At 52.0% G+C, this 19,296-nt stretch carries 16 protein-coding genes and 2 pseudogenes; 6 read left to right on the plus strand and 12 right to left on the minus strand.

Annotated elements, in window-relative coordinates; genetic code table 11:
• Window positions 1–154 precede the first annotated feature (154 nt).
• Window positions 155–544, minus strand: a complete 390-nt coding sequence (locus V0288_RS14975; protein ID WP_332865930.1) for a DUF3119 family protein — start codon at window positions 542–544, stop codon at window positions 155–157.
• Between the two features lie 129 nt (window positions 545–673).
• The gene (locus tag V0288_RS14980; RefSeq protein ID WP_332865931.1) at window positions 674–1,159 is read right to left on the minus strand and encodes a DUF4079 domain-containing protein; all 486 of its coding nucleotides are present in this window, start codon (window positions 1,157–1,159) and stop codon (window positions 674–676) included.
• A gap of 202 nt (window positions 1,160–1,361) precedes the next feature.
• Here V0288_RS14980 and V0288_RS14985 point away from each other — a divergent pair, with 202 nt between their 5' ends.
• Window positions 1,362–2,021 carry a phosphoribosyltransferase gene (locus V0288_RS14985; RefSeq protein WP_332865932.1) on the plus strand — a complete coding sequence of 220 codons (660 nt, stop codon included), beginning with the start codon at window positions 1,362–1,364 and terminating at the stop codon, window positions 2,019–2,021.
• A 157-nt stretch (window positions 2,022–2,178) separates the two neighbouring features.
• Here V0288_RS14985 and V0288_RS14990 read toward each other — a convergent pair whose 3' ends face one another.
• Window positions 2,179–3,351, minus strand: a complete 1,173-nt coding sequence (locus tag V0288_RS14990) for an HhoA/HhoB/HtrA family serine endopeptidase (RefSeq protein WP_332865985.1) — start codon at window positions 3,349–3,351, stop codon at window positions 2,179–2,181.
• Between the two features lie 284 nt (window positions 3,352–3,635).
• Here V0288_RS14990 and V0288_RS14995 point away from each other — a divergent pair, with 284 nt between their 5' ends.
• The 4 genes from V0288_RS14995 (at window position 3,636) to V0288_RS15010 (ending at window position 9,506) form a co-directional block, all read left to right on the plus strand.
• A complete protein-coding gene (locus V0288_RS14995) occupies window positions 3,636–4,385 on the plus strand; it encodes a peptidylprolyl isomerase (RefSeq protein ID WP_332865933.1) in 750 nt (249 codons plus the stop codon).
• A 64-nt stretch (window positions 4,386–4,449) separates the two neighbouring features.
• A complete protein-coding gene (locus V0288_RS15000) occupies window positions 4,450–7,407 on the plus strand; it encodes a peptidase domain-containing ABC transporter (RefSeq protein ID WP_332865934.1) in 2,958 nt (985 codons plus the stop codon).
• A gap of 4 nt (window positions 7,408–7,411) precedes the next feature.
• Window positions 7,412–7,540, plus strand: coding sequence for a hypothetical protein (locus tag V0288_RS15005; RefSeq protein ID WP_332865935.1), 129 nt, complete (start codon window positions 7,412–7,414; stop codon window positions 7,538–7,540).
• Window positions 7,541–7,715: 175 nt separating this feature from the next.
• A complete protein-coding gene (locus V0288_RS15010; RefSeq protein WP_332865936.1) occupies window positions 7,716–9,506 on the plus strand; it encodes a beta-barrel domain-containing protein in 1,791 nt (596 codons plus the stop codon).
• Window positions 9,507–9,745: 239 nt separating this feature from the next.
• Here the strand turns inward: V0288_RS15010 and V0288_RS15015 are convergent.
• From V0288_RS15015 to V0288_RS15050, 6 genes and pseudogenes are all read right to left on the minus strand, one after another.
• A pseudogene (locus tag V0288_RS15015) lies at window positions 9,746–10,564 on the minus strand (Rpn family recombination-promoting nuclease/putative transposase).
• 18 nt (window positions 10,565–10,582) lie between these two features.
• Window positions 10,583–11,389: pseudogene (locus V0288_RS15025) on the minus strand (Rpn family recombination-promoting nuclease/putative transposase).
• 12 nt (window positions 11,390–11,401) lie between these two features.
• Entirely contained in the window at window positions 11,402–11,611 is a 210-nt protein-coding gene (locus V0288_RS15035; RefSeq protein ID WP_332865941.1) for a hypothetical protein, read from the minus strand.
• A complete protein-coding gene (locus tag V0288_RS15040) occupies window positions 11,601–11,843 on the minus strand; it encodes a BrnT family toxin (protein ID WP_332865942.1) in 243 nt (80 codons plus the stop codon). Before V0288_RS15040 ends, V0288_RS15035 begins: the two co-directional genes overlap by 11 nt.
• Window positions 11,844–11,961: 118 nt before the next feature.
• On the minus strand, window positions 11,962–12,723 hold the full coding sequence (locus V0288_RS15045; RefSeq protein WP_332865943.1) for a DUF3825 domain-containing protein: 762 nt from the start codon (window positions 12,721–12,723) through the stop codon (window positions 11,962–11,964).
• A 200-nt stretch (window positions 12,724–12,923) separates the two neighbouring features.
• Window positions 12,924–15,023, minus strand: a complete 2,100-nt coding sequence (locus tag V0288_RS15050) for a PD-(D/E)XK nuclease family protein (RefSeq protein WP_332865944.1) — start codon at window positions 15,021–15,023, stop codon at window positions 12,924–12,926.
• A 184-nt stretch (window positions 15,024–15,207) separates the two neighbouring features.
• Here V0288_RS15050 and V0288_RS15055 point away from each other — a divergent pair, with 184 nt between their 5' ends.
• A complete protein-coding gene (locus V0288_RS15055; RefSeq protein WP_332865945.1) occupies window positions 15,208–16,560 on the plus strand; it encodes a proton extrusion protein PcxA in 1,353 nt (450 codons plus the stop codon).
• Between the two features lie 78 nt (window positions 16,561–16,638).
• Here V0288_RS15055 and V0288_RS15060 read toward each other — a convergent pair.
• The 3 genes from V0288_RS15060 to psb34 all read right to left on the minus strand — a co-directional run bounded on the left by V0288_RS15060 (window position 16,639) and on the right by psb34 (window position 19,296).
• Window positions 16,639–17,696 (minus strand): ISKra4 family transposase gene (locus tag V0288_RS15060; protein ID WP_332865946.1). Its coding sequence is split into 2 segments (ribosomal slippage): window positions 16,639–17,531 and window positions 17,531–17,696, totalling 1,059 coding nucleotides; the frame shifts between segments, so codons are not numbered across the junction.
• A gap of 567 nt (window positions 17,697–18,263) precedes the next feature.
• Entirely contained in the window at window positions 18,264–18,698 is a 435-nt protein-coding gene (locus V0288_RS15065) for a DUF29 domain-containing protein (RefSeq protein ID WP_332865947.1), read from the minus strand.
• Between the two features lie 427 nt (window positions 18,699–19,125).
• On the minus strand, window positions 19,126–19,296 hold the full coding sequence (gene psb34, locus V0288_RS15070) for a photosystem II assembly protein Psb34 (RefSeq protein ID WP_332865948.1): 171 nt from the start codon (window positions 19,294–19,296) through the stop codon (window positions 19,126–19,128).

Here is a 19,296-nt window from a genome sequence, read left to right on the forward strand (position 1 = left end):
GGAGTCAGGAGTCGGGAGTCGGGAGTCAGGAGTCGGGAGTCGGGAGTCAGGAGTCGGGAGTCAGGAGTCAGGAGTCAGGAGTCAGGAGGATAGATCTTCTAGATAACTCTCTTTTCCCCATCTCCCCATCTCCCCAGTCTTTTGACGGAATCTTCTATCCCTCTAGGGGGAAGTATTTCTCTAAACAGGATCGCAACGCGCGCGGGTCGAAGATGATCGGCAGGAAATGAATGCTGTTCACTTCTTTGAAATAAAACAGGATCGGTACTTTATTCCAGAAAATCCGCCAGTTCTGCCACTCGCTATAGGGGAAAGAGCGGATCTGCTTGCCGGAGCGATACACGTCGAGAGCGATCGGGGTAAACTGTAACCGGATCGTCGCCGTCTGTAGCATGAGGAACAACCCGAACAGGGACAAACCCGCGCCGGCCCAAGGTAGGAAAAACAGCACCGGAAGCGAGGAAATGACCAGAATCAAAGGAATTTTATAATCGGGAGCGAGTTCGATCGTTCCCGTCACGTCGGAAGTTTGAAAAGTTGTCATATCGTTATCGGGAGTGAATAAAAATTATGGTAAAGGTGGGGGGATGGGAGAATTTTTCGGGAAAAGGGGCAGGGAAAAGGGAAAAGACGACTTTTCATACCCTTTACCCTATCCTTCTGCCCCCAAAACCTACAGCGATAATCCCAACTGTAAGCCGAAAATCCCGTGAACGAGGAGTAAAATCATGGCGATCGTGCCTACATAGGCGTGAATCGTCCGGAAAAGCTCTTTTTTTTCACCACCGAAAGCGGTGAAAGAGAGTAACCCGTTAAAGGCGAGAATGGCGATCGCCGCCGTCCCCGTCCAGAAATGGGGGCTTTCCAGGATCGGGTGTCTTTGCATGACGAGCGATAGTACGCCCCCGGTATAGCCCATCGAGATGAATAAAAACAGCCACGGGGCGAGTTTTCGGTGATCGGCGCGGTTTTTCGCCGCTACCTCGCCATCTTTGCTTAATCGGCCCTGCCAGCCCGCGTAAGCGGTATAACTCCCCATGACGAGAACCACGATCCCCATCATTACCGGATGTCCCCAGTGGACGATCGGTTCGGGAGTTCCCAAGCTACGGAACCACGCCGCGATCGGTTCTAGCGCTTCACTCAAACCTTGACCCATGATCGTTACCTAATTTTACAAAAGCCTTCGATTCTCGATTGTACTGTATTCCTCTCCCGCCGAGTTCTAGGGCGAGAGGAAAATGTCAAGTCTTTTATAACTTTCGTAATAGAAGCGCGGGGTCGGTCTTGTCGATCGATAGAATGAAGGCGGGGGAAGCATCTCGATCGCTACCGGGAGTAAGCCCCGAGGAGAGGTGATCATGATCGATCGATTTCGGGATCGGACGGAAGCGGGGCGATTACTGGCCGAGCGATTGACGGAATACACGAACGCGCCGGATACTCTCGTGTTAGCCCTGCCGCGGGGAGGGGTTCCGGTAGCCTACGAGATCGCCCGCGCCTTGCATCTGCCCCTCGATATTTGCCTGACGCGGAAGTTGGGGGTTCCGGGACGGAAGGAACTGGCGATGGGAGCGATCGGCCAGGGGGGAATTCGGGTGATCAATGAAAGTATTGTCGAAGATCTGGGGTTGAGCGAGAGAGCGATCGAGCGGGTGGCGCGGGAGGAAGCGATCGAACTGGAAAGACGCGATCGGCTCTACCGGGGCGATCGACCCCTACCGGCGATCGAGGGAAAAACCATCCTTTTGGTAGATGACGGCATCGCCACGGGAGCGACGTTAAAAGCGGCGATCCTGACCTTACAAGCGCGAGATCCCCGCTCGATCGTCGTCGCGGTTCCCGTCGCTCCCGCCGAGACCCGTTATCAGTTAGAGGAACTGGTCGATCGGGTGGTGTGCGTTCTCGAACCGGAGGCTCTTATGGCGATCTCCGCGTGGTATGACGATTTCTCGCAAACGAGTGACGGGGAAGTGCGGGAATTACTGGCCGGGGCGAATCGATCGGGGGCGAGTGATTAAGGAGGCAGGAGGCAGGAGGGAAGGGTGTAGGGTAAAGGGTAAAGGTGAAGGGCTTAAAAGTAGTCTTTTCCCTTTTCCCCTTCCCCTTTAACTCCCCCATCTCCCCCATCTCCCTCACCTCCCTCATCTCCCCACTCCCCACTCCCTATCTCCCCATTCACGAATTCGCCCGCATCTGCGCGGTGATGACGGTGAGATCGATCGCCCGGTTGTCGCGCTGGACGGTGAGAGTTAACGGTTTGTCGATGCCCGCGTTCTCGACTCGGGCCTGTAACTCGTCTCCCTCGCGTACCGGTTTTCCGTCGACCTTCACGATCACGTCACCGCGACGCAGGCCGGCTTTTTGGGCCGGGGTATCCGGTAGCACACTCACCACCAGAATCCCGTTCACTTCCGGGATCGCGAAAGGAGAATCGGGATCTTGGTTATTGGCGCGGGCTAGTTCCGGGGTGAGATTGACCATCTGAACGCCGATATAGGGGTGGGCGACTCTCTTGCCCGCTTCTAGCGTGGTTTGTAGCGCTTTGGCCCGATCGATGGGAATGGCGAAACCGATCCCCATCGCGTCGGCGCGAATGGCGGTATTGATGCCGATCACTTCCCCTCTAGCGTTTAACAGCGGCCCGCCGGAGTTGCCGGGGTTAATCGCCGCGTCGGTCTGGATAAAATCGATGCGTTTGTCGGGAATGCCCACCTTGGCGGCCGAGCGACCGATCGTGCTGATAATTCCCAGGGTAACGGTATTATCTAACCCCACGGGATTGCCCACGGCGATCGCCCAATCCCCGACCTGAATCCTCGCGGAATCGCCCAGGGCGGCGACCGGTAACGTTTCCCCTTTCGGATCGATTTTCACCACCGCGAGATCGGTTACTTCATCGGTTCCCCGGACGGTTCCGTTAAACACGCGGCCGTCTTTTAGCGTCACGGTCACTTTATCGGCATTGTTAACGACGTGAGCGTTCGTGAGAATCATGCCGCGTCCGTCCACGATAAAACCGGAACCCTGTCCCGCGATCCGTTGTTGGTTCGGGACGCGGAACTGTTCGCCGAAAAAGTCCCGGAAGAAGGGATCGTCGAAAAAGGGATTGTAACGTCGGGAGACGACGGCCTCGGTGTCGATGCGGACGACCGCCGGCCCGGTACGGGCGACCGCCGCGGCCACGAAACTATCCGCGCTCGCCCCGGCGGGAATTGTCGCGACATTCGGGTCCGGAGCGGGGATCGCCTGGGCGCGTGCGCCGTTCAACCCGCTAAAACCGAGGAGAATTCCCAGACAAGTGGCGAGGGCGTAACCGGCCACCCGTCGCGCCGATTTAGAAAACTTCATCATTAGATCCTGACCTCGAATCACACGGTAATCGAACGATCGATCCCGATCCTAGCAAGCCGTCCGCCGCGCGAGGGGTCGCGGTAGACAGTTCCGGGCGCGTGGCGGGAGAATCGCCCCTATACCGGGATTTCCCCCGCCGGTCTGAAAAATATAAGCTTAAATATAGATGACAAAACCACGATCGCTACCCGTTACATCCCTTATAATTTCTTATAATTGTCTGTTGTCCATCGAGCCGGCAAACCCCTCGTATCCAGAATATACCGTGCAGGAGAATTTTCATGACCGCGGTTATCGCAATCGGAGACCAAAAAATCGAAGACAAAGAGTTATTTCCCCTATTGGCTAAATACGGGATGTTAACCCAATTAGCGCGGGAAATAATTATCGATCGAGCGATCGCCGATATCGACTGCACCCCCGAAGAGGAAAACTTCGCCCGCTCTCGTTTCTACCAGCAGAACCAGATCGCCTCGGAAGAGCGGGTTCAAGACTGGCTACGACAAAATGGGATGACCGCCGAACAACTAGATCGTCTCGTCTCGCGAGAGATTAAACTCGAAAAATTCAAACAACAGGCCTGGGAATCGAAACTAGAATCTTACTTCCTGCAAGTAAAAGAACAACTCGACAAAGTGGTGTACTCGCTTATACGCACCAAGGACGCGGGCATCGCCCAAGAACTCTTTTTCCGGATTCAGGAAGGGGAAAATACTTTCGCCGAACTCGCCAAAGAATATTCCCAGGGAGCGGAGGCGCAGACCGGCGGCCTGATCGGCCCGGTCGAACTGCACGTCCCCCACCCGCAGATCGGGCGAATGTTGGCTTCCAGTAAGCCCGGACAGTTGTGGCCGCCCGCGCGGATCGGCGATTGGATCGTCATTCTCCGGCTGGAAAAGTATCTTTCCTGCGAACTCGATCCCCCCACCCGTCAGCGCCTCCGCGACGATCTTTTCCAGCAGTGGCTGGCGGGGCAACTCCAAACCGTTAGCTTTCCCGGGGAAATTCCCGCGAATGTTCCCGTATCGTGACGCTTTTTAGCCCGATTGTTCCTAAACCGACGTTTCGCTCTCTCCCGTTAGCTATCCCTATCTCATGAGCTATACAACAATCGACTTTTCTAGCTTCTTAGAAACCCTACCCCCGTTCGATCGACTGCCGCCGGACGCGAGGCGCGCGATCGGTCAGAAATTACAGCCCTGGCGCTACCGGATGGGTAACGTCATCCTCACCCGCGAACGGTTATCCTCTCACCTGGTGATTCTCTACGAGGGACAGGCGCGCTCGCTGGGATACGATCCCCGCGTCGCCAACCCCCTCCCGGTAACGTTAGAAAAATTGCAGGCCGGGGATACCTTCGGTTGGGCGAATCTGGCGCGGGGGGTGGCCTGCGAAACCGTGATCGCCTCCAGTGACGTGGTGTGTCTGACCCTGAAACCGGAGGATTTCTGGGATCTGGTCGAACAGTACCCGGAATTCCGGCAATTTTTTCTCGAACGGGTGTCGATCGCCGAACTGTACGCCGTTCTCGGTTCGTATTTCGAGCGACAGGCCCGCGGCGACGGGGATCTCAAAGAAATCGCCCTCTCCCTACTCGATCGAGCGATCGTCGCTTTACCCTCTTCGCACCGCTCGCCCGATCGGTTGTGGTTGGTGAGCGGTGCCGATGATTCCTTCGCGCCGGGAACCGCGATCATTGCCGGGGACGGCAGAAACCCGCGGGCGATCGGCATTCCGCGCGAGGGATTAGAAGGGGTACCGGTCGTCGAAGAGGACGAGACGATCGAATTCGTGGAAACGAGAGTATTACCGCCGGAAGAACGCCCGGTGGCGGTTATTGAAGATATTCCGGAGGGACATATCGACAAAATCGCTCCCCCGATCGAACGGGCCTCGAAATCCTCCGGGCGATCGTATCCTTTCTTCGGCGGCCGGGGCGAGATCGATGTCGCGACCGCCTGTTTCCAGATGCTCTGTAAGTATTTCGGGATGCCTTTCCGCAAGGACGTGATCCGTCGGGTTCTCGACGAGCAACTGCGGAGAACCGGGAGTCTCTCCCTTCCCCTGTGCGGGGCGATCGCCGAACTGATCGGACTCAACAGCCAAGCGGTCAAGCTATCCTCTTCCTCCCTCGTCAATATTAACCCTCCCGCCCTGATCCGCTGGCAGGACGGTCTGGCGCTCCTCTACGAGATTAATTCCAAGGAAGTGACGATCGCCGTTCCCGAACGCGGCATCGTCAAACGTCGAACCGTCGATTTTCTCGAATCCTGGGGGGCCGAGGGCGAGGTGATCCTGGTTAAAGCCACGAAAACCACCCCGCAACAGCGCTTCGGTATATCATGGTTCTTGCCATCCGTCAAGAAGTATCGCCGAATTTTAGTAGAAGTTTTTGTCGCGTCTTTCTTCGTACAGTTATTCGCCCTCGCCAATCCCCTGATGATCCAGGTGATCATCGATAAGGTGATCGTGCAGAATAGTCCGGACACGTTGAACACATTAGGCGTTTTCCTGTTGGTGATCGCCATTTTCGAGGGAATTTTAACCTTCGTGCGAACCTCTCTCTTCGTCGATACCACCAACCGCATCGATATGGCGCTCGGTTCGGAAATTATCGATCACCTCCTGCGTTTACCCCTGAAATATTTCGAGCGTCGCCCGGTGGGGGAAATCTCGACTCGAATTAATGAATTAGAGAATATCCGCCAATTTTTGACGGGAACCGCGTTAACGGTGGTGTTAGACGCGATTTTCTCGGTGATTTACATCGTGGTGATGTTGATCTACAGCCCCGTACTGACCTTCTGGGCGTTGGGGGTGGTGCCGGTACTCGTCCTCTCGACCGCCATTTTCGCGCCGATCGTCCGCCGTCAACTGCGATCGAAAGCGGAACGCAACGCCGAAACCCAGTCCTATCTGGTGGAGGTCATGACGGGGATTCAAACGGTCAAAGCCCAGAACATCGAACTGCGCTCCCGTTGGCAGTGGCAGGAACGGTACGCTAAATACGTGTCCGAGGGCTTTAACACGGTGATGACCTCGACACTCGCGGGTTCCTTCAGTCACTTCTTTAACCAACTGTCGGGGCTATTAGTCCTCTGGGTGGGCGCGTCGCTCGTGTTGAAGGGAGATTTATCGCTGGGGCAGTTGATCGCCTTCCGGATTATCGCCAGTTACGTGACCTCGCCGATCCTGCGTCTGACCCAACTCTGGCAGAATTTCCAAGAAACGGGATTATCTTTAGAACGATTGGCCGATATCGTCGATAATCCCCAAGAATCGGAACAGGATCGTCAGAATATTCCCATGCCGCTCATGAAAGGCTCGGTGACCTATGAAAACCTCGCCTTCCGCTTCAACCCGCACGGGCCGTTACAGGTGTATAACGTGAACCTGCACTTTCCCGCGGGAACCTTCGTGGCGATCGTCGGCGAGAGTGGCGCGGGCAAAAGTACGCTGACGAAACTGTTAGCGCGGCTGTACGAACCGGAATCGGGACGTATCCTGATCGACGGTTACGACATTAATAAGGTGGAACTGTATTCCCTCCGCCGTCAGATCGGGTTCGTGCCGCAGGATACGCTGTTATTCGACGGGACGGTACAGGAAAACATCGCCCTAACCAATCCGGACGCGAGTACGGAAGAGATTATCGAGGCCGCGAAAGTCGCGGCGGCGCACGAGTTTATCATGACCCTGCCGAATGGGTACAATACGCGTGTGGGAGAACGGGGTTCCGCGCTCTCCGGGGGACAACGGCAGAGGATCGCCATCGCCCGATCGGTTTTACAGAGACCGCGGATTCTGATCCTCGATGAAGCCACCAGCGCGCTCGATTACACCACCGAACAACAGGTCTGTCTCAATCTCGGCGAGACGTTTCAAAATAATACCGTCTTTTTCATCACCCACCGTCTGGCCTCGATTAAATCGGCGGATATCATCGTCATGATGGATAAGGGGACGGTCGTGGAGACGGGAACGCACGAGGAGTTAATGGCGCTCCGCGGTCGTTACTATCACCTGTACCAACAGCAGGATTCGCGATTGTAGGGGAATGGCGATCGGAGGTGGGAGGCAGGAGGCAGGAGTCAGGAGGCAGGAGGCAGGAGTCAGGAGGCAGGAGGCAGGAGTCAGGAGGCAGGAGGCAGGAGAAAAAAATAAATTTCTCCTCTGTTACCTCTAAAATTCCCTTTTTACAGCGTTTCTCAAAAATCCGCGAAACATAATCCTTTTGCCTCTTGCCCTTTTGCCTCTTGACCCTTGCCTCTTACCCCCCCCGGAAACCGGTGCCTCATTTTTTAAGAAAAAGGCTGTCATCCTTTCAATAACGTTAAAGATCAAGAGCGGGAGAAGTAACGATGAACGGACATTCTAAGAACGGAAACAACGGGAACGGACAGAGCGGCAATGGCAACGGCAACGGCAACGGCAAAAATGCCGATATTACCGTCGCGGGTCAGAAAGTGTCCACGACCACCCGATCGAGCGCCCCGGCCCCGGCGATTTTCACCCTTCCCGAACAGTCGGTCGTCCTCAAACAATCGCCTACCTGGTCGCGGGCGATCATCTGGACTTTGATGGGGGTGACGAGCGCGGGCCTGTTGTGGGCCGCGATCGCCAAGCTCGAGCAGGTGGTGGGCGCGAAGGGACAGTTAAAGCCCCAGGGGAAAGTGCAGGAGGTGCAATCGCCCACCAACGGGGTGGTGAAAGAAGTGCGGGTCAAAGACGGCGATCGGGTGAAAAAAGGTCAAACCCTCATTTTTATGGACTCTACCGCCTCGAAAGCGCAGTTAGAATCCTACGAGAAAATCCGGGAGAGCGCCAAACAGGAAAACCAATTCTATCGCCTGCTGATGGATGAGAGTTTAAGCGTGGCCGAGGTGGAGGCATCGATCGCCCGCTTGAAACTGCCGAAAGAGATCGCCGCCCTCGCGAGAAGTAGAGCGGCGTTAGTGGGAGAGAATCAACTCTATCGGGTTCAAGTGGGGGATGGTAACTCGAAAACGAATTTGGGAATCGATGAAATCGCCCGTTTAGGAGCGGCGCGTCGGGAATCGGACTCTCGATCGGCCGCCGCGCGTCTGGAGGTCGAGCAGTTAGAAAAACAACTGGCCCAGACGCGGGTACAGTTAGCCGACGCGAGGAAACAATTAGTCGCCGATCGCCTCGTCCTCGCGGAGATCAAAGCGCGCAACGAGAAAACCCTCAAGGAAGGCGAGGAAAGTTTGAAAATCGAGCGTCAGATCCTCGGCGATATCGAGCCGTTGGGAGAGCAGGGAGCGATCGCCCGCTACCAGATCAACAAACAGAAACAGGCCGTGACCGATCGCTATAACGAGCTACTCAAACAACAGGCCGACGGTAAGATCGACCACGAGAAACAGGCGAAAGAAGTGCAAACCCGTCTGGCCGATATCGCCCGTCTGGAACAGGAGGAGAAACGGTATACCGTTTTGATCGAGCAAGCGCGGGAGAAGCTGATCAATACTAACGTGATCACCGAGAAAGATGTCCGCGATAAAATGGCGGATAACCAGAAAAAAATCGCCGATATCGATAGTCAACTCGGACGAATAATCGTCGATAACGAGAAACGGATCGCCGAATTAGACGGTCAGATCAGTCAGGCACAACAAACTTTAAAATATCAAAAAATCACCGCCCCGAGCGACGGGATCGTGTTCGATCTCAAGGCGCGTCCCGGTTTCGTCCCCCAACCCTCGCAAGCGGAAGCGCTGTTAAAAATCGTTCCCGACGGTTGCCCGGACACGGTGAAAGATGCCGACAAGGGATGTCTGGTCGCGGAAGTGGATGTTACTAACGAGGATATCGGTTTCGTCCGAGTGGGACAGAAGGCGGATATCCGGGTCGATTCTTTCCCCTATAGCGAGTACGGGGACATTAAAGGAGAGGTGCTTTCGATCGGTTCCGACGCGCTCCCCCCGGACGAAACCCACCGTTTCTATCGTTTCCCCGTCAAGGTGAGTTTAAAGAGTCAGGATCTCGTCCTGCGGGACAAATCGGCGCTCGATCTCCAGTCGGGGATGTCGGTTAGCGTGAATATTAAGGTTAACGAGAATCGCACGGTTTTGAGTCTGTTTACCGATCTGTTTAACAAGCAGGTGGACACGCTCAAACAGGTGCGTTAAATTAAGCTTTCAGCTATCAGCCGTCAGCTTTCGGAAAATCATAGCTCATCGCTCATCGATTCCCGAAAATTCCAACCTGATAGCTGATATCTTCGGGCTATCTCATCGTCACAAGATTCGACTCGCTCTTGGTCATTCGGGGGCGATCGTCGATCGTTAGAGCGATCGAACTCACCCGCCGTTAGTAGCTACGGGAGCTCCTAGGTAGTAGGAGGCATAACTAACGCATTTTCGGGGATTTAGCGCTCTAGCCAGTCGATTAGATCCGATAAGTTCCGGAAATCGAGCAGGGCATCACCTAGACTCTCGATCTCTTCTACCGGAAGTTCTCGAATTTTGTCGGTCAGATCCGGGGGGATCTCGCCAAATTTTCGGGTAAGTAGGCGTAGAACTAGCTTCACTTCTCCCTTGGCTTCTCCTCTAGCTTCTCCCTCGGCTAGGATATCTTGATAGATCACGGATTCTCTCATAATTTCCTTCCTCAATAACCTCTCGATCGTCATTCTATCCAAAAGTAAGCCGGCGATGACGGCGGTGGAGGCGGCCACGTTGTTTTGCTCGCTTTCATTCTCAATTTCCTCGATTTTCCTCGCCACTCTTTCTAACACTCCCGTAGGATTTTCCGTCCGCGATAAAACGGCGAAGGGTAGTAATCCCGTGGATTCTAATAACTGTTCGGTGGGTACTTCCCAAAGACGGATGACGTTGAACCCGTGTCGCATTTGGGGAAGTTCAAAGGTGGTCTGTCGGGCTAGTGCCGAGTTGGTTTTTCTCAGATAAATGACCACCTGATAGATCTCTTTCCCCGGAAAGCGTTTGGCGATTCTCAGATAGTAATCGGCCATGGGTCAGGGGATATCCGGATCGGGGTCGGTTTGAAATTCGATGTGAACGATGAGATCATCGGATTGCAGGAAGATGAGGCTATCGGCGCGGATGGGTTCGACAAAGAGTTCGGTGGGTTCGAGGACGGTTAACTCGATCGATCTCCCTAATAACCACGCGGTTAGGTCTCTGGAGAAGTTGGCGGCGAGGAATTTACAGGTATTGTCGTACATTCACGGATTTTCCCGAATTTAACGCTCTAACCAATTGACAAGATCGGATAAGCTCTGGAAATCGAGTAGGGAATCACCTAGGCTCTCTATCTCTTCTACTTGAAGTTCTCGGATTTTCTCCGTCATATCTTGGGGGATCTCGCCAAATCTTCGAGTAAGCTGACGTAGAATTAGCTTCACCTCTCCCTTAGCTTCCCCTTCAGCCAGAATATCCTGATAAATTACGGATTCTCTCATGATGTCTCTCCTTAATACCCTTTTAATTGTCATTCTATCCAAAAGTAAGCCCGCGATGACGGCGGTTGATGCGGCCACGTTGTTTTGCTCGCTTTCCCCCTCGATCGCCTCGATTTTCCTCGCCACTCTCTCTAGCACTCCCGTAGGATTTTCCGTCCTGGATAAAACGGCGAAGGGTAGTAATCCCGTGGATTCTAATAACTGTTCGGTGGGTACTTCCCAAAGACGGATGACGTTGAACCCGTGTCGCATTTGGGGAAGTTCAAAGGTGGTCTGTCGGGCTAGTGCCGAGTTGGTTTTTCTCAGATAAATGACCACCTGATAGATCTCTTTCCCCGGAAAGCGTTTGGCGATTCTCAGATAGTAATCGGCCATGGGTCAGGGGATATCCGGATCGGGGTCGGTTTGAAATTCGATGTGAACGATGAGATCATCGGATTGCAGGAAGATGAGGCTATCGGCGCGGATGGGTTCGACAAAGAGTTCGGTGGGTTCGAGGACGGTTAACTCGATCGATCTCCCTAATAACCACGCGGTTAGGTCTTTGGAGAAGTTGGCGGCGAGGAATTTACAGGTATTGTCGTACATTGTTGTTAGATTTTAGCCTTTCTTCTCGCCCCGCATGAGCGATCGAAGAGCCTCGTTAACCGATTCACCGGTTGGAAACGCTTCCGCCACGTCAGGATCGAGCAGTACAAGGTTAGTTCCGGCACGATAGCGATCGACATATTTCCCTCTGACTCCGCCTTTCATCCGGCTAAAGTCATATTCGGGTCTTAAATCGTCTTCTAATTCGGGATTATTCTCCATCTTCATAAAATCTCCACTCCTGTCGGGTTGCCTCTCTCGCACTAATAATTCGGACTTGATCGGCTCGATCGGTATGGAATACCACCAAGATGCGATCAGCACTAGATAATCCAATAATAACGTAACGCTCTTCACCAAAGGAGTGATCGGGGTCAGGAAATGTAACCGATAAAGGATCGTTAAAAACGGTAGCCGATTCATTAAATGAAATGCCATGTTTTTGGAAATTCAACTTTGCTTTTTCAGGATTCCATTCAAACTACATTAATAATTAATGTATTTCCTTTATTCTGGTTAAGGACTAGCACTAAGAACTCATTAAAGAACCCCTCAATCTTCGGTACAATTTCTTACGGCTGTAACCAATCTCGATCTGGCTTGGTAATTTGACGAGCATTATTATATGCCATGTCAAGAGTAAGACAGGTTGAAGCTCGGTAAAAGGTTGTATGTCTTTCGACAACTAAAGCAAGATCCGCACGTTGAGGATTTCCTAAACACAATGGAAGAAGCAACTGTATTTGCCCTCTATAGTATTGAGGGATTGCCGTCTTGTAGTTTCTGCGAACTCTCTCCTTAGCGTTATCTATTGCACCTTTTAAAAAGGTTTGAAGCGCATAATTTTCCATAGATTGATATGGCTCGGGAAAACGCTCTTTGTTCTCTGCGATTATGTGATCTACATTGACTCTTAAATCTTTTCGAGTATCAAAAACAAGTGAGGCAGGATCATCAAAATAGTGAACTAGATCAGGAAGTTCAGGAAAGCTGTTTAACTCCCAACGTCCTCGACGAAACCAGTTTTTAAAATACCAAGGCTGTACATCCGTTCTACGGTTAACCTCGAATGAGGCATAAATAGCTTCTTGGTTAGTGGAGACAAGTCCTGTATTAAAGCAACTATATTGACCATCTTCAGAGAGAGCTATTTTTCCTTCTTCAGCAACCTTTCTGTAGGTGTATCGAATGTAGTTGTAAAGAATTGGCAGAGGGCGATCGCTAGGTGTATTCTGATAATTCCAATCCTCCGCTTCAGCTTCTTGAGCCAAATCTTGAAGACTTGTATCTAGATTGGGGATAAAAGCAAACTCGAAAAAGTCTACAGGCCACATACTTTATTTTTCCTGTATGGAATTTGAAATTAAACCGAAATAAGATTGAAAGCTAACTATAAATTATACAAAAATTTTTCATATAAAACCCCATATACAGACTTTTTTAAGGATCGTTCCGTAGAATACCCCATCCGAGGAGGTTATACAGAAGGTTTCCGTGGAATGGCCCAATCGCCACCCCGATCGCTCCTGTGATGCTACAACGACCATTCTCGCGCGCCTTGAACGAGAGATAATAGGGGGCCGATTTGTTCGGTTCCGGTCACACCGAGATCGCTGTGACAGAGAAAAATTCGCTCGGTAGCCCGACCGGAAAGATCCCGTAAAACCCGTTCCAAACGAGATCGATCGCTCTCTAATTCCGTTTCCGCCGTCCAGGTTTCCCCATCCCATTCTCGCGAGAAAAATGGCGCGCCGAATAACGTGGCCGCCCCTCCTTTTTCCCACAACGGAGAGGAACAATCTAACCAAAAATGCCAACGGTGGCAACCGCGTAGGGAACGGTATTGAAAGATATTTCCTAAACTAACCGCGCCGATCGAACGAGTTAAAGTACGGACGGGATAGGGATTCGCGGTAATCGTTCCCCGGCGCAAAAGTTGGATAAATCGCGTCACCGTGTCGAGGGAAGATTGTAACCGCGGTTCGCACTGCCGGAGACGACGATCGACCTCCCAGAAATGCTGTACCGTTTCCATTAATTCCCGCAGTGCCGCGAGTCGATCGTGGGGCAAATGTTCGCCCCGGTGTAGCAATTGTTCGATCGCCGCATCCAGGACCACCGCGGGCGGGATTTCCGCTTCCTCCCGTCTTTTTCGCGTTTTCTCGATCCAGTCGCGGATAGTTTCGTAGGCGAGGGTGGCTTTGTGACCGAGGCGATCCCAACGGGGAAAAGTCTCGATCGCCAGTAACCGCGGATAGTCCGGATCGACCTGATAGCAATGATCCGCCAGTAATCCGGCCCGCGCCGGATCGATATCGGGCACCGTTTTCCCGTCCCCGCGCGCGCTGAAAATCACCAGCATTTCCGCCACCGCGTCCGCTTGGGCGAAACGACCGTTTCCGGGGTAAACGAGGGCGAGAAGGGTCAATAACGCCCGAATCAGAGGATATCCGATCAGGGGTCGCTGTTCGTTGATCGGTTGGACGGGAATCCCGGCGCCGGTGAGAATTTCCATCAGGCTGTAACGGGCGATCTCGTCCAAACCGGGGGCGATCACGACGATATCCTCCGGATCTATCTCTTTCCGCTCGATCGCCCCGATAATGGTTCGCCCCACTTTCCGTAGTAATTCCGCGCGGGACATGGTTTGCAGGGAGATAAACGCGTCGGATAGATTCGCGAAATAGGTTCCCTCTTGGATTAACTCGACGATGGTTTCTCCCTCCTTCGCCGCCAGCCCCGACGGTTCCGCGAGATCGACGCGGGAACAACGGCCGGCTAAACCTTGCAGATAGTCGGGGTCGGCGGTTAATCCGAGGCGGATCTGTCCGTGGGGATTGTAAGTAAAAACGCCGAAACGGTCGTTATCGAGGAAAAATTCCAGTAAATCGCGGGCGATCGCCGGGTAATCGTCCACGTCGTCGGCGAAGACGGCTTGATAGCGGCGTAACAGTTGTTCTCGGTAACGGGAATCGGGGAGGAGATAACGCCAGTAGAGTTCGTATATGATGCCGTAACTGAGGAGTCCCCTCTCCAGACACCAATCGCGCCATTGGAGGATTAATTCACCGAGCAGGACGGGCTTTTCTTCCTCGTCGATCGCTAAAATCGGTTTCCGCTCGCTCGGGCTGAATCCCGTCTCTAATCGCTTCGGTATCTCTTCGGCCTCTATTCCGCTCGCTCCGGCTAGTTGTAATAGGTCGAGAGTCTGGCGCACGAAACGATACTCGCCGATCCCGGTCAGATCGAAGGATTCGCGAATCCGCTCGCGCCAGAGATCGGTGGCGAGTTCCTGTTCGGTTTCCGGCCGGAGTCGCAGGGGAAATCTGGCTTTTAGATTCAGCGCCTCGAAAATTAACGGCCAGAACAGCAAAACCTCGTCGGTGATGAAGCCGAGGGGAGTTTTACAGAGGACGGGATAACCGCCGCGTACCGCGAGGGCCGATCGATCGGCCAGTTCGCGTTTGTTATCATCGTTAGCGGCGAGAACGAGAACCGCCGGCGGGAGATCGGTGGGATACAATGGGTCGTTAGGGTCGCGTCGGCGCGGCACCCAACGGCGAAACTCCTCCACCAGACGGGTCGTTTTTCCCGCTCGCGTCGTTCCCTCGATCCAGATCGGTACGTTTGACATCGTTTTCTCTCGATAGAATTTGGTAAGATCGAAGCTCGATTTTTGGGAGGGTTTGTCGCTCTCCCGTCCGTTTTAGCCGTATCGATAGCGGTTCTTTCTTGGATCGGGTACGTCCTTGAGTCTATTAAGCTATATCGCGCGGCGATTTTTTCCCCTCGACTCCCGCTATATTCCCCTTTAGGTTATGAACTTCAATCGGATTCTACAAACCGCGAATCAATGGCTATTGAAAACCCCCGATCGCTCTCTCGATTCCGCGTATCGCGCGGCGTTAAAGATCAAGGATATCGAGGATAAGCACTTTCAAGGTCGGAAAGTATCGGGCGAGTTCTCGAACTACGGCGGTACGGTCAATTCCTATTTTATCTCGGAAGTGAAACGACATCTCCAAAAGGTCAGGGTTCGGCTGATCGAGTTCCGCGCCAGTCGCGCGATCGTCGATACGTTCGGCCCCCGTCAACCCCTCTCGACCGGGAGCGAGGGAACGGTCACGATTCCTAACGATATCTGGTTGGAAAAATTAAATATTATCGATAGTATTGTCATCAAATATCAAGAGAGCGATCGATTCGAGACGAACGAGGAAATAGCCCTGGCAAAAGATTCGGCGATCGTGCCGGTGAGAGAGCGGGAAAACAAGACAAAAAACCGATCGACACGGGGATCTTTTCTCGATCCGAGATTCGAGGCAGAGGAAAGACTCGATCGATCGAGTAAATTACAAAAGGCGACGGAGAGACCGGGAGTTTTACCTCGATCGTTCGTCAACACGCTCAACCGGATCAAACAGGAAATCGATCCCCAATCGGAAGAATCGGAAGAGGCGGTTCTGAGAAAATTTAGAAATTCTCGGTATAAAACGGCCATCTCTATCAAGTTTATTCTTCTCCTCATTATCGTCCCTCTCCTCACCCATCAGTTAAGTAAAACTTTTTTAATCACTCCTCTGGTTCATAAATATTTCGCCGAAAACCAAGAGTTTGTTTTTATTAATCGGGATCTGGAAGAAGAAGCGTTCGCGGATTTAAAAAGATACGAGGAAGCCTTACATTTCCGCGGATTGATCGGCTTATCGGAGAAATTAAATCCGGAAGAAATTGAGGAGCGTGTCAAGGAAAAAGCCGGGGAGTTAAGCCAAGAATATCGGCTTCGGGGATTAGACGGGATCTCCAATATTTTTTCCGATATTTTTTCCTTTATAGCCTTCGGGTTCGTGATCGCCTTCAGTCGCCGCGAGATCGAGATCGTTAAGGGCTTTCTCGATGGAATTCTCTACAATCTCAGCGATTCGGCGAAAGCTTTTCTGATTATTCTTTTTACCGATATGTTCGTCGGTTTCCACTCCCCCCACGGTTGGGAAGTGATTCTAGAAAACCTCGGGCGCCATTTCGGTTTACCGGAAAATCGGGATTTTAATTTTCTCTTCATCGCTACCTTCCCGGTGATTCTCGATACGGTTTTGAAATATTGGATTTTCCGCTATCTCAACCGGATTTCTCCCTCCGCGGTCGCCACCTATCGCAATATGAACGAGTAGGAATCCGGGATGTCAAATAAATGGGACGGGATTGCCCGCGATGGGGGAGCATCCCATTTTTGCGCTAAGTATAAAAACTTAGCGGATCTCTCCGTTGAGATAGGCGCAACGTAAATTTAAATACCGGGGTATGTTATCCGCTTTCCACTGAGCCCCGACGATTTTCATCCGGTTGCCGATTTGTTTAATCGCCGACTCGACACTTCCCGAACCGATACAAATTCCTAATTCTTGATACAAGCTATAATCGGGAATCCTCGAACGATGTTTTGGCACGTAAGCTCGAAAATTGCGCGCCTCCTTACCTGACCATCGCGAAATTTCTCCTAGACCCTCATCTATCTGTCCTTGCCATAAATAATTCTCGACTCTTTTAAGAACTTTAAGAGAACCTCCTATTCGATATAAATTCTCGCTTAAATGATACCAATCTAAAACCTCTCGTCTCTCGTAGCTTTCCCCGATTCGCTCGATCAGATTCCAGATACCGTCATGACCGTCCCCCACACAAGTAATCACTCGCTCTCTAGATAAAGCGTTTACCCATCCGATTAATTTTTCATGCTCTTGATAGAACGCGGCCGTAGCTTGTCCGTGTAAACTGATAGCTTTATAATCTTTCCACTCGCTCGCCTGACCGTTAGGAGTTCTCACCCGGACTTTACCTCCATCGAGACTCAACGCCTCGATTTTTCCTTCTATTTCGACCGACTCGAACCGAGTTTTCGCTACTAATCTATGCTGGCTACTCGCCGATACTTTTACCCCGGTCATCATCTCTATATCTTCGGCGGCTCTAGAGAAGGATTCGTTCGCCACTAGGCGGAGACAACACTTTTCTACGAAGGGACTGAAACGACGATTTTTCGGACATCCTAGTTTTTCCGCCCGTCCTTCGCTCACGCTCACTCGCCCGATAATACTTTGGCTTTTTCGCTTTTTTCCCCCTCGGGTTCCGCTTGCCGCCTCACAAAAAAACTCCCGATGAACGGCCCGACCTCGGTTAATATATGGTCTCTCACCGTTACCTCGATACTTTCAAAGTCTTCGAGACTTGAGGGGGGCGTATTTTTCAGTAGGATCGCGGCGATTTCTCGGAGATGCTTTTCTAAGCTTTCTTTGTCTTCAGGGTTCATCGGAGTAAATCGGTCGTGTAACTATTCCATTATCCTCCTTTTTCCCTCGTTTACCTTTTGAGTGTTTATACTTATCGCGATTTCGGGATGCTCCCGCCACCACTTCCCTAAGCTCACAATTTCTTCAAGCAATATATTCAACCTTTAGCTTTGTATATAAGTTTCACTTTCAGTTACGCCCCCTACCAGGAACCCAGGAACTAGGTTGCATAGCTATATATTATATGGATTTTATCCGCATAATAACCTTACAGAGGTATTTTTAAAGATTTTTTCCAGATCTCACACTCGATCGAGATAATAGTTAGAAATTTTCCGCATAATACGCCCCTAGGGATATTATACGGACTTATCCACCGATACGCCAACCGTAACCGCGAAGCCCCTTGATCGATCCCGAGCGATCGACCTTTTCTCCTCGTTACGGGCAATTTTGGATAATATTCGTCCACGCGAGCGCCGCTCACCTTTCCGAACTCAACAACGAAAGCGACCCTTTTCGATCGCCGGATCTCGGCTACAAACAGACAACCTTAATAGACTCGTATTTTCGGTATAACAATCAAGTTAGATCTCCAGCAACCAATCTTCCGCCAATACTAACTCTGGAGAATACGGACAGACATCTGGAAATACCGAGATTTCCATCCCGGTTTGACTAGCCGCTTGGCGACGCGCGCGTTGATAACTCTCTTCCAGTTGCTCCGCGGGATAACTTCTCAGACTGGGACTATCTTCAATAACTAATTCAATTTGGGTACGCGCGTCGGTGATGGAATCTAGCCAACTATCCGAGCGACGCTGAGGTTGATATTGCCACTTGAGCAAATGCCGTAGAAGACGAGTTAATTGACTGGCGATCGCTCGCCGTTCGCTCTTACCAAAATTCTCAACCTCTTCAATCAGGTGCGTTACGTCAATTTCGTGCCAGCGACTCTCCCGCAACAACCGAGTTGTTTGAGTAACCCACGAATTAAAATCTGCCAAGTAGGTCTCACTCATGATTTGATGCCTGTCACCAATACGGCATTACGGAGCCTAGGTTCCAACCCTTTAATAATATCCCAACCCTGTCCCGATCGAAAAAATCGACCCGCGCACTCAAACTTTACAATCCCTCGATCGATCCTTCCCAATCGATTTTCTCTCCTCGTTACGGGAAATGGTGGATAACATTCATCCACGCGATCGACAAGAGAGCCGAGAAAATGCGGGATCTCGGCACCGAGTTAGTGGGATTAGCCTAGAGTGAAATTGTTCGTAGAGGTCGGGGATTTTCAGACGAGATCCGCGACTTTTTTGCGGGGATATTCGGCGCGTAGATTCTTGTTCCCGATCGATCGCCCGTGAAAAAACCTCGGTCGCTCTACCGAGGTCATGTTTTAGGAGAAATCCAATGTTTTTGGCGAAATGCTGGAGAGAAAATGCTTTAGCTAACCGCTAGGGAGACGAGAACGAAGGCGGTGACGACTAACGTGGCGATCGCTCCCTGTAGCGCGTACTGCCGTTGTTGTTCGGGTCCGGGATAGGTAGCGTAGTAGAGTTCGGGTTCGCTGGCGTAGTTGTTGAGAATCCCGCGGTCATCACTGGTGGTATACAT

The sequence above is a fragment of the Pannus brasiliensis CCIBt3594 genome (assembly GCF_036688125.1).
In the GTDB taxonomy this organism is placed as follows: domain Bacteria; phylum Cyanobacteriota; class Cyanobacteriia; order Cyanobacteriales; family Microcystaceae; genus Pannus; species Pannus brasiliensis.

Excerpts from the sequence above, each read along its gene's own strand:
- psb34 (WP_332865948.1), bottom strand. The coding sequence starts at position 19,296 with ATGTATACCACCAGTGATGACCGCGGGATTCTCAACAACTACGCCAGC.
- V0288_RS15035 (WP_332865941.1), bottom strand. The coding sequence starts at position 11,611 with ATGGAGAATAATCCCGAATTAGAAGACGATTTAAGACCCGAATATGAC.
- V0288_RS14975 (WP_332865930.1), bottom strand. The coding sequence starts at position 544 with ATGACAACTTTTCAAACTTCCGACGTGACGGGAACGATCGAACTCGCT.
- V0288_RS15065 (WP_332865947.1), bottom strand. The coding sequence starts at position 18,698 with ATGAGTGAGACCTACTTGGCAGATTTTAATTCGTGGGTTACTCAAACA.
- V0288_RS15045 (WP_332865943.1), bottom strand. The coding sequence starts at position 12,723 with ATGTGGCCTGTAGACTTTTTCGAGTTTGCTTTTATCCCCAATCTAGAT.
- V0288_RS15055 (WP_332865945.1), top strand. The coding sequence starts at position 15,208 with ATGAACTTCAATCGGATTCTACAAACCGCGAATCAATGGCTATTGAAA.
- V0288_RS15005 (WP_332865935.1), top strand. The coding sequence starts at position 7,412 with ATGGCGATCGGAGGTGGGAGGCAGGAGGCAGGAGTCAGGAGGCAGGAG.
- V0288_RS15000 (WP_332865934.1), top strand. The coding sequence starts at position 4,450 with ATGAGCTATACAACAATCGACTTTTCTAGCTTCTTAGAAACCCTACCC.
- V0288_RS14985 (WP_332865932.1), top strand. The coding sequence starts at position 1,362 with ATGATCGATCGATTTCGGGATCGGACGGAAGCGGGGCGATTACTGGCC.
- V0288_RS14980 (WP_332865931.1), bottom strand. The coding sequence starts at position 1,159 with ATGGGTCAAGGTTTGAGTGAAGCGCTAGAACCGATCGCGGCGTGGTTC.
- V0288_RS15010 (WP_332865936.1), top strand. The coding sequence starts at position 7,716 with ATGAACGGACATTCTAAGAACGGAAACAACGGGAACGGACAGAGCGGC.
- V0288_RS14995 (WP_332865933.1), top strand. The coding sequence starts at position 3,636 with ATGACCGCGGTTATCGCAATCGGAGACCAAAAAATCGAAGACAAAGAG.
- V0288_RS14990 (WP_332865985.1), bottom strand. The coding sequence starts at position 3,351 with ATGAAGTTTTCTAAATCGGCGCGACGGGTGGCCGGTTACGCCCTCGCC.
- V0288_RS15050 (WP_332865944.1), bottom strand. The coding sequence starts at position 15,023 with ATGTCAAACGTACCGATCTGGATCGAGGGAACGACGCGAGCGGGAAAA.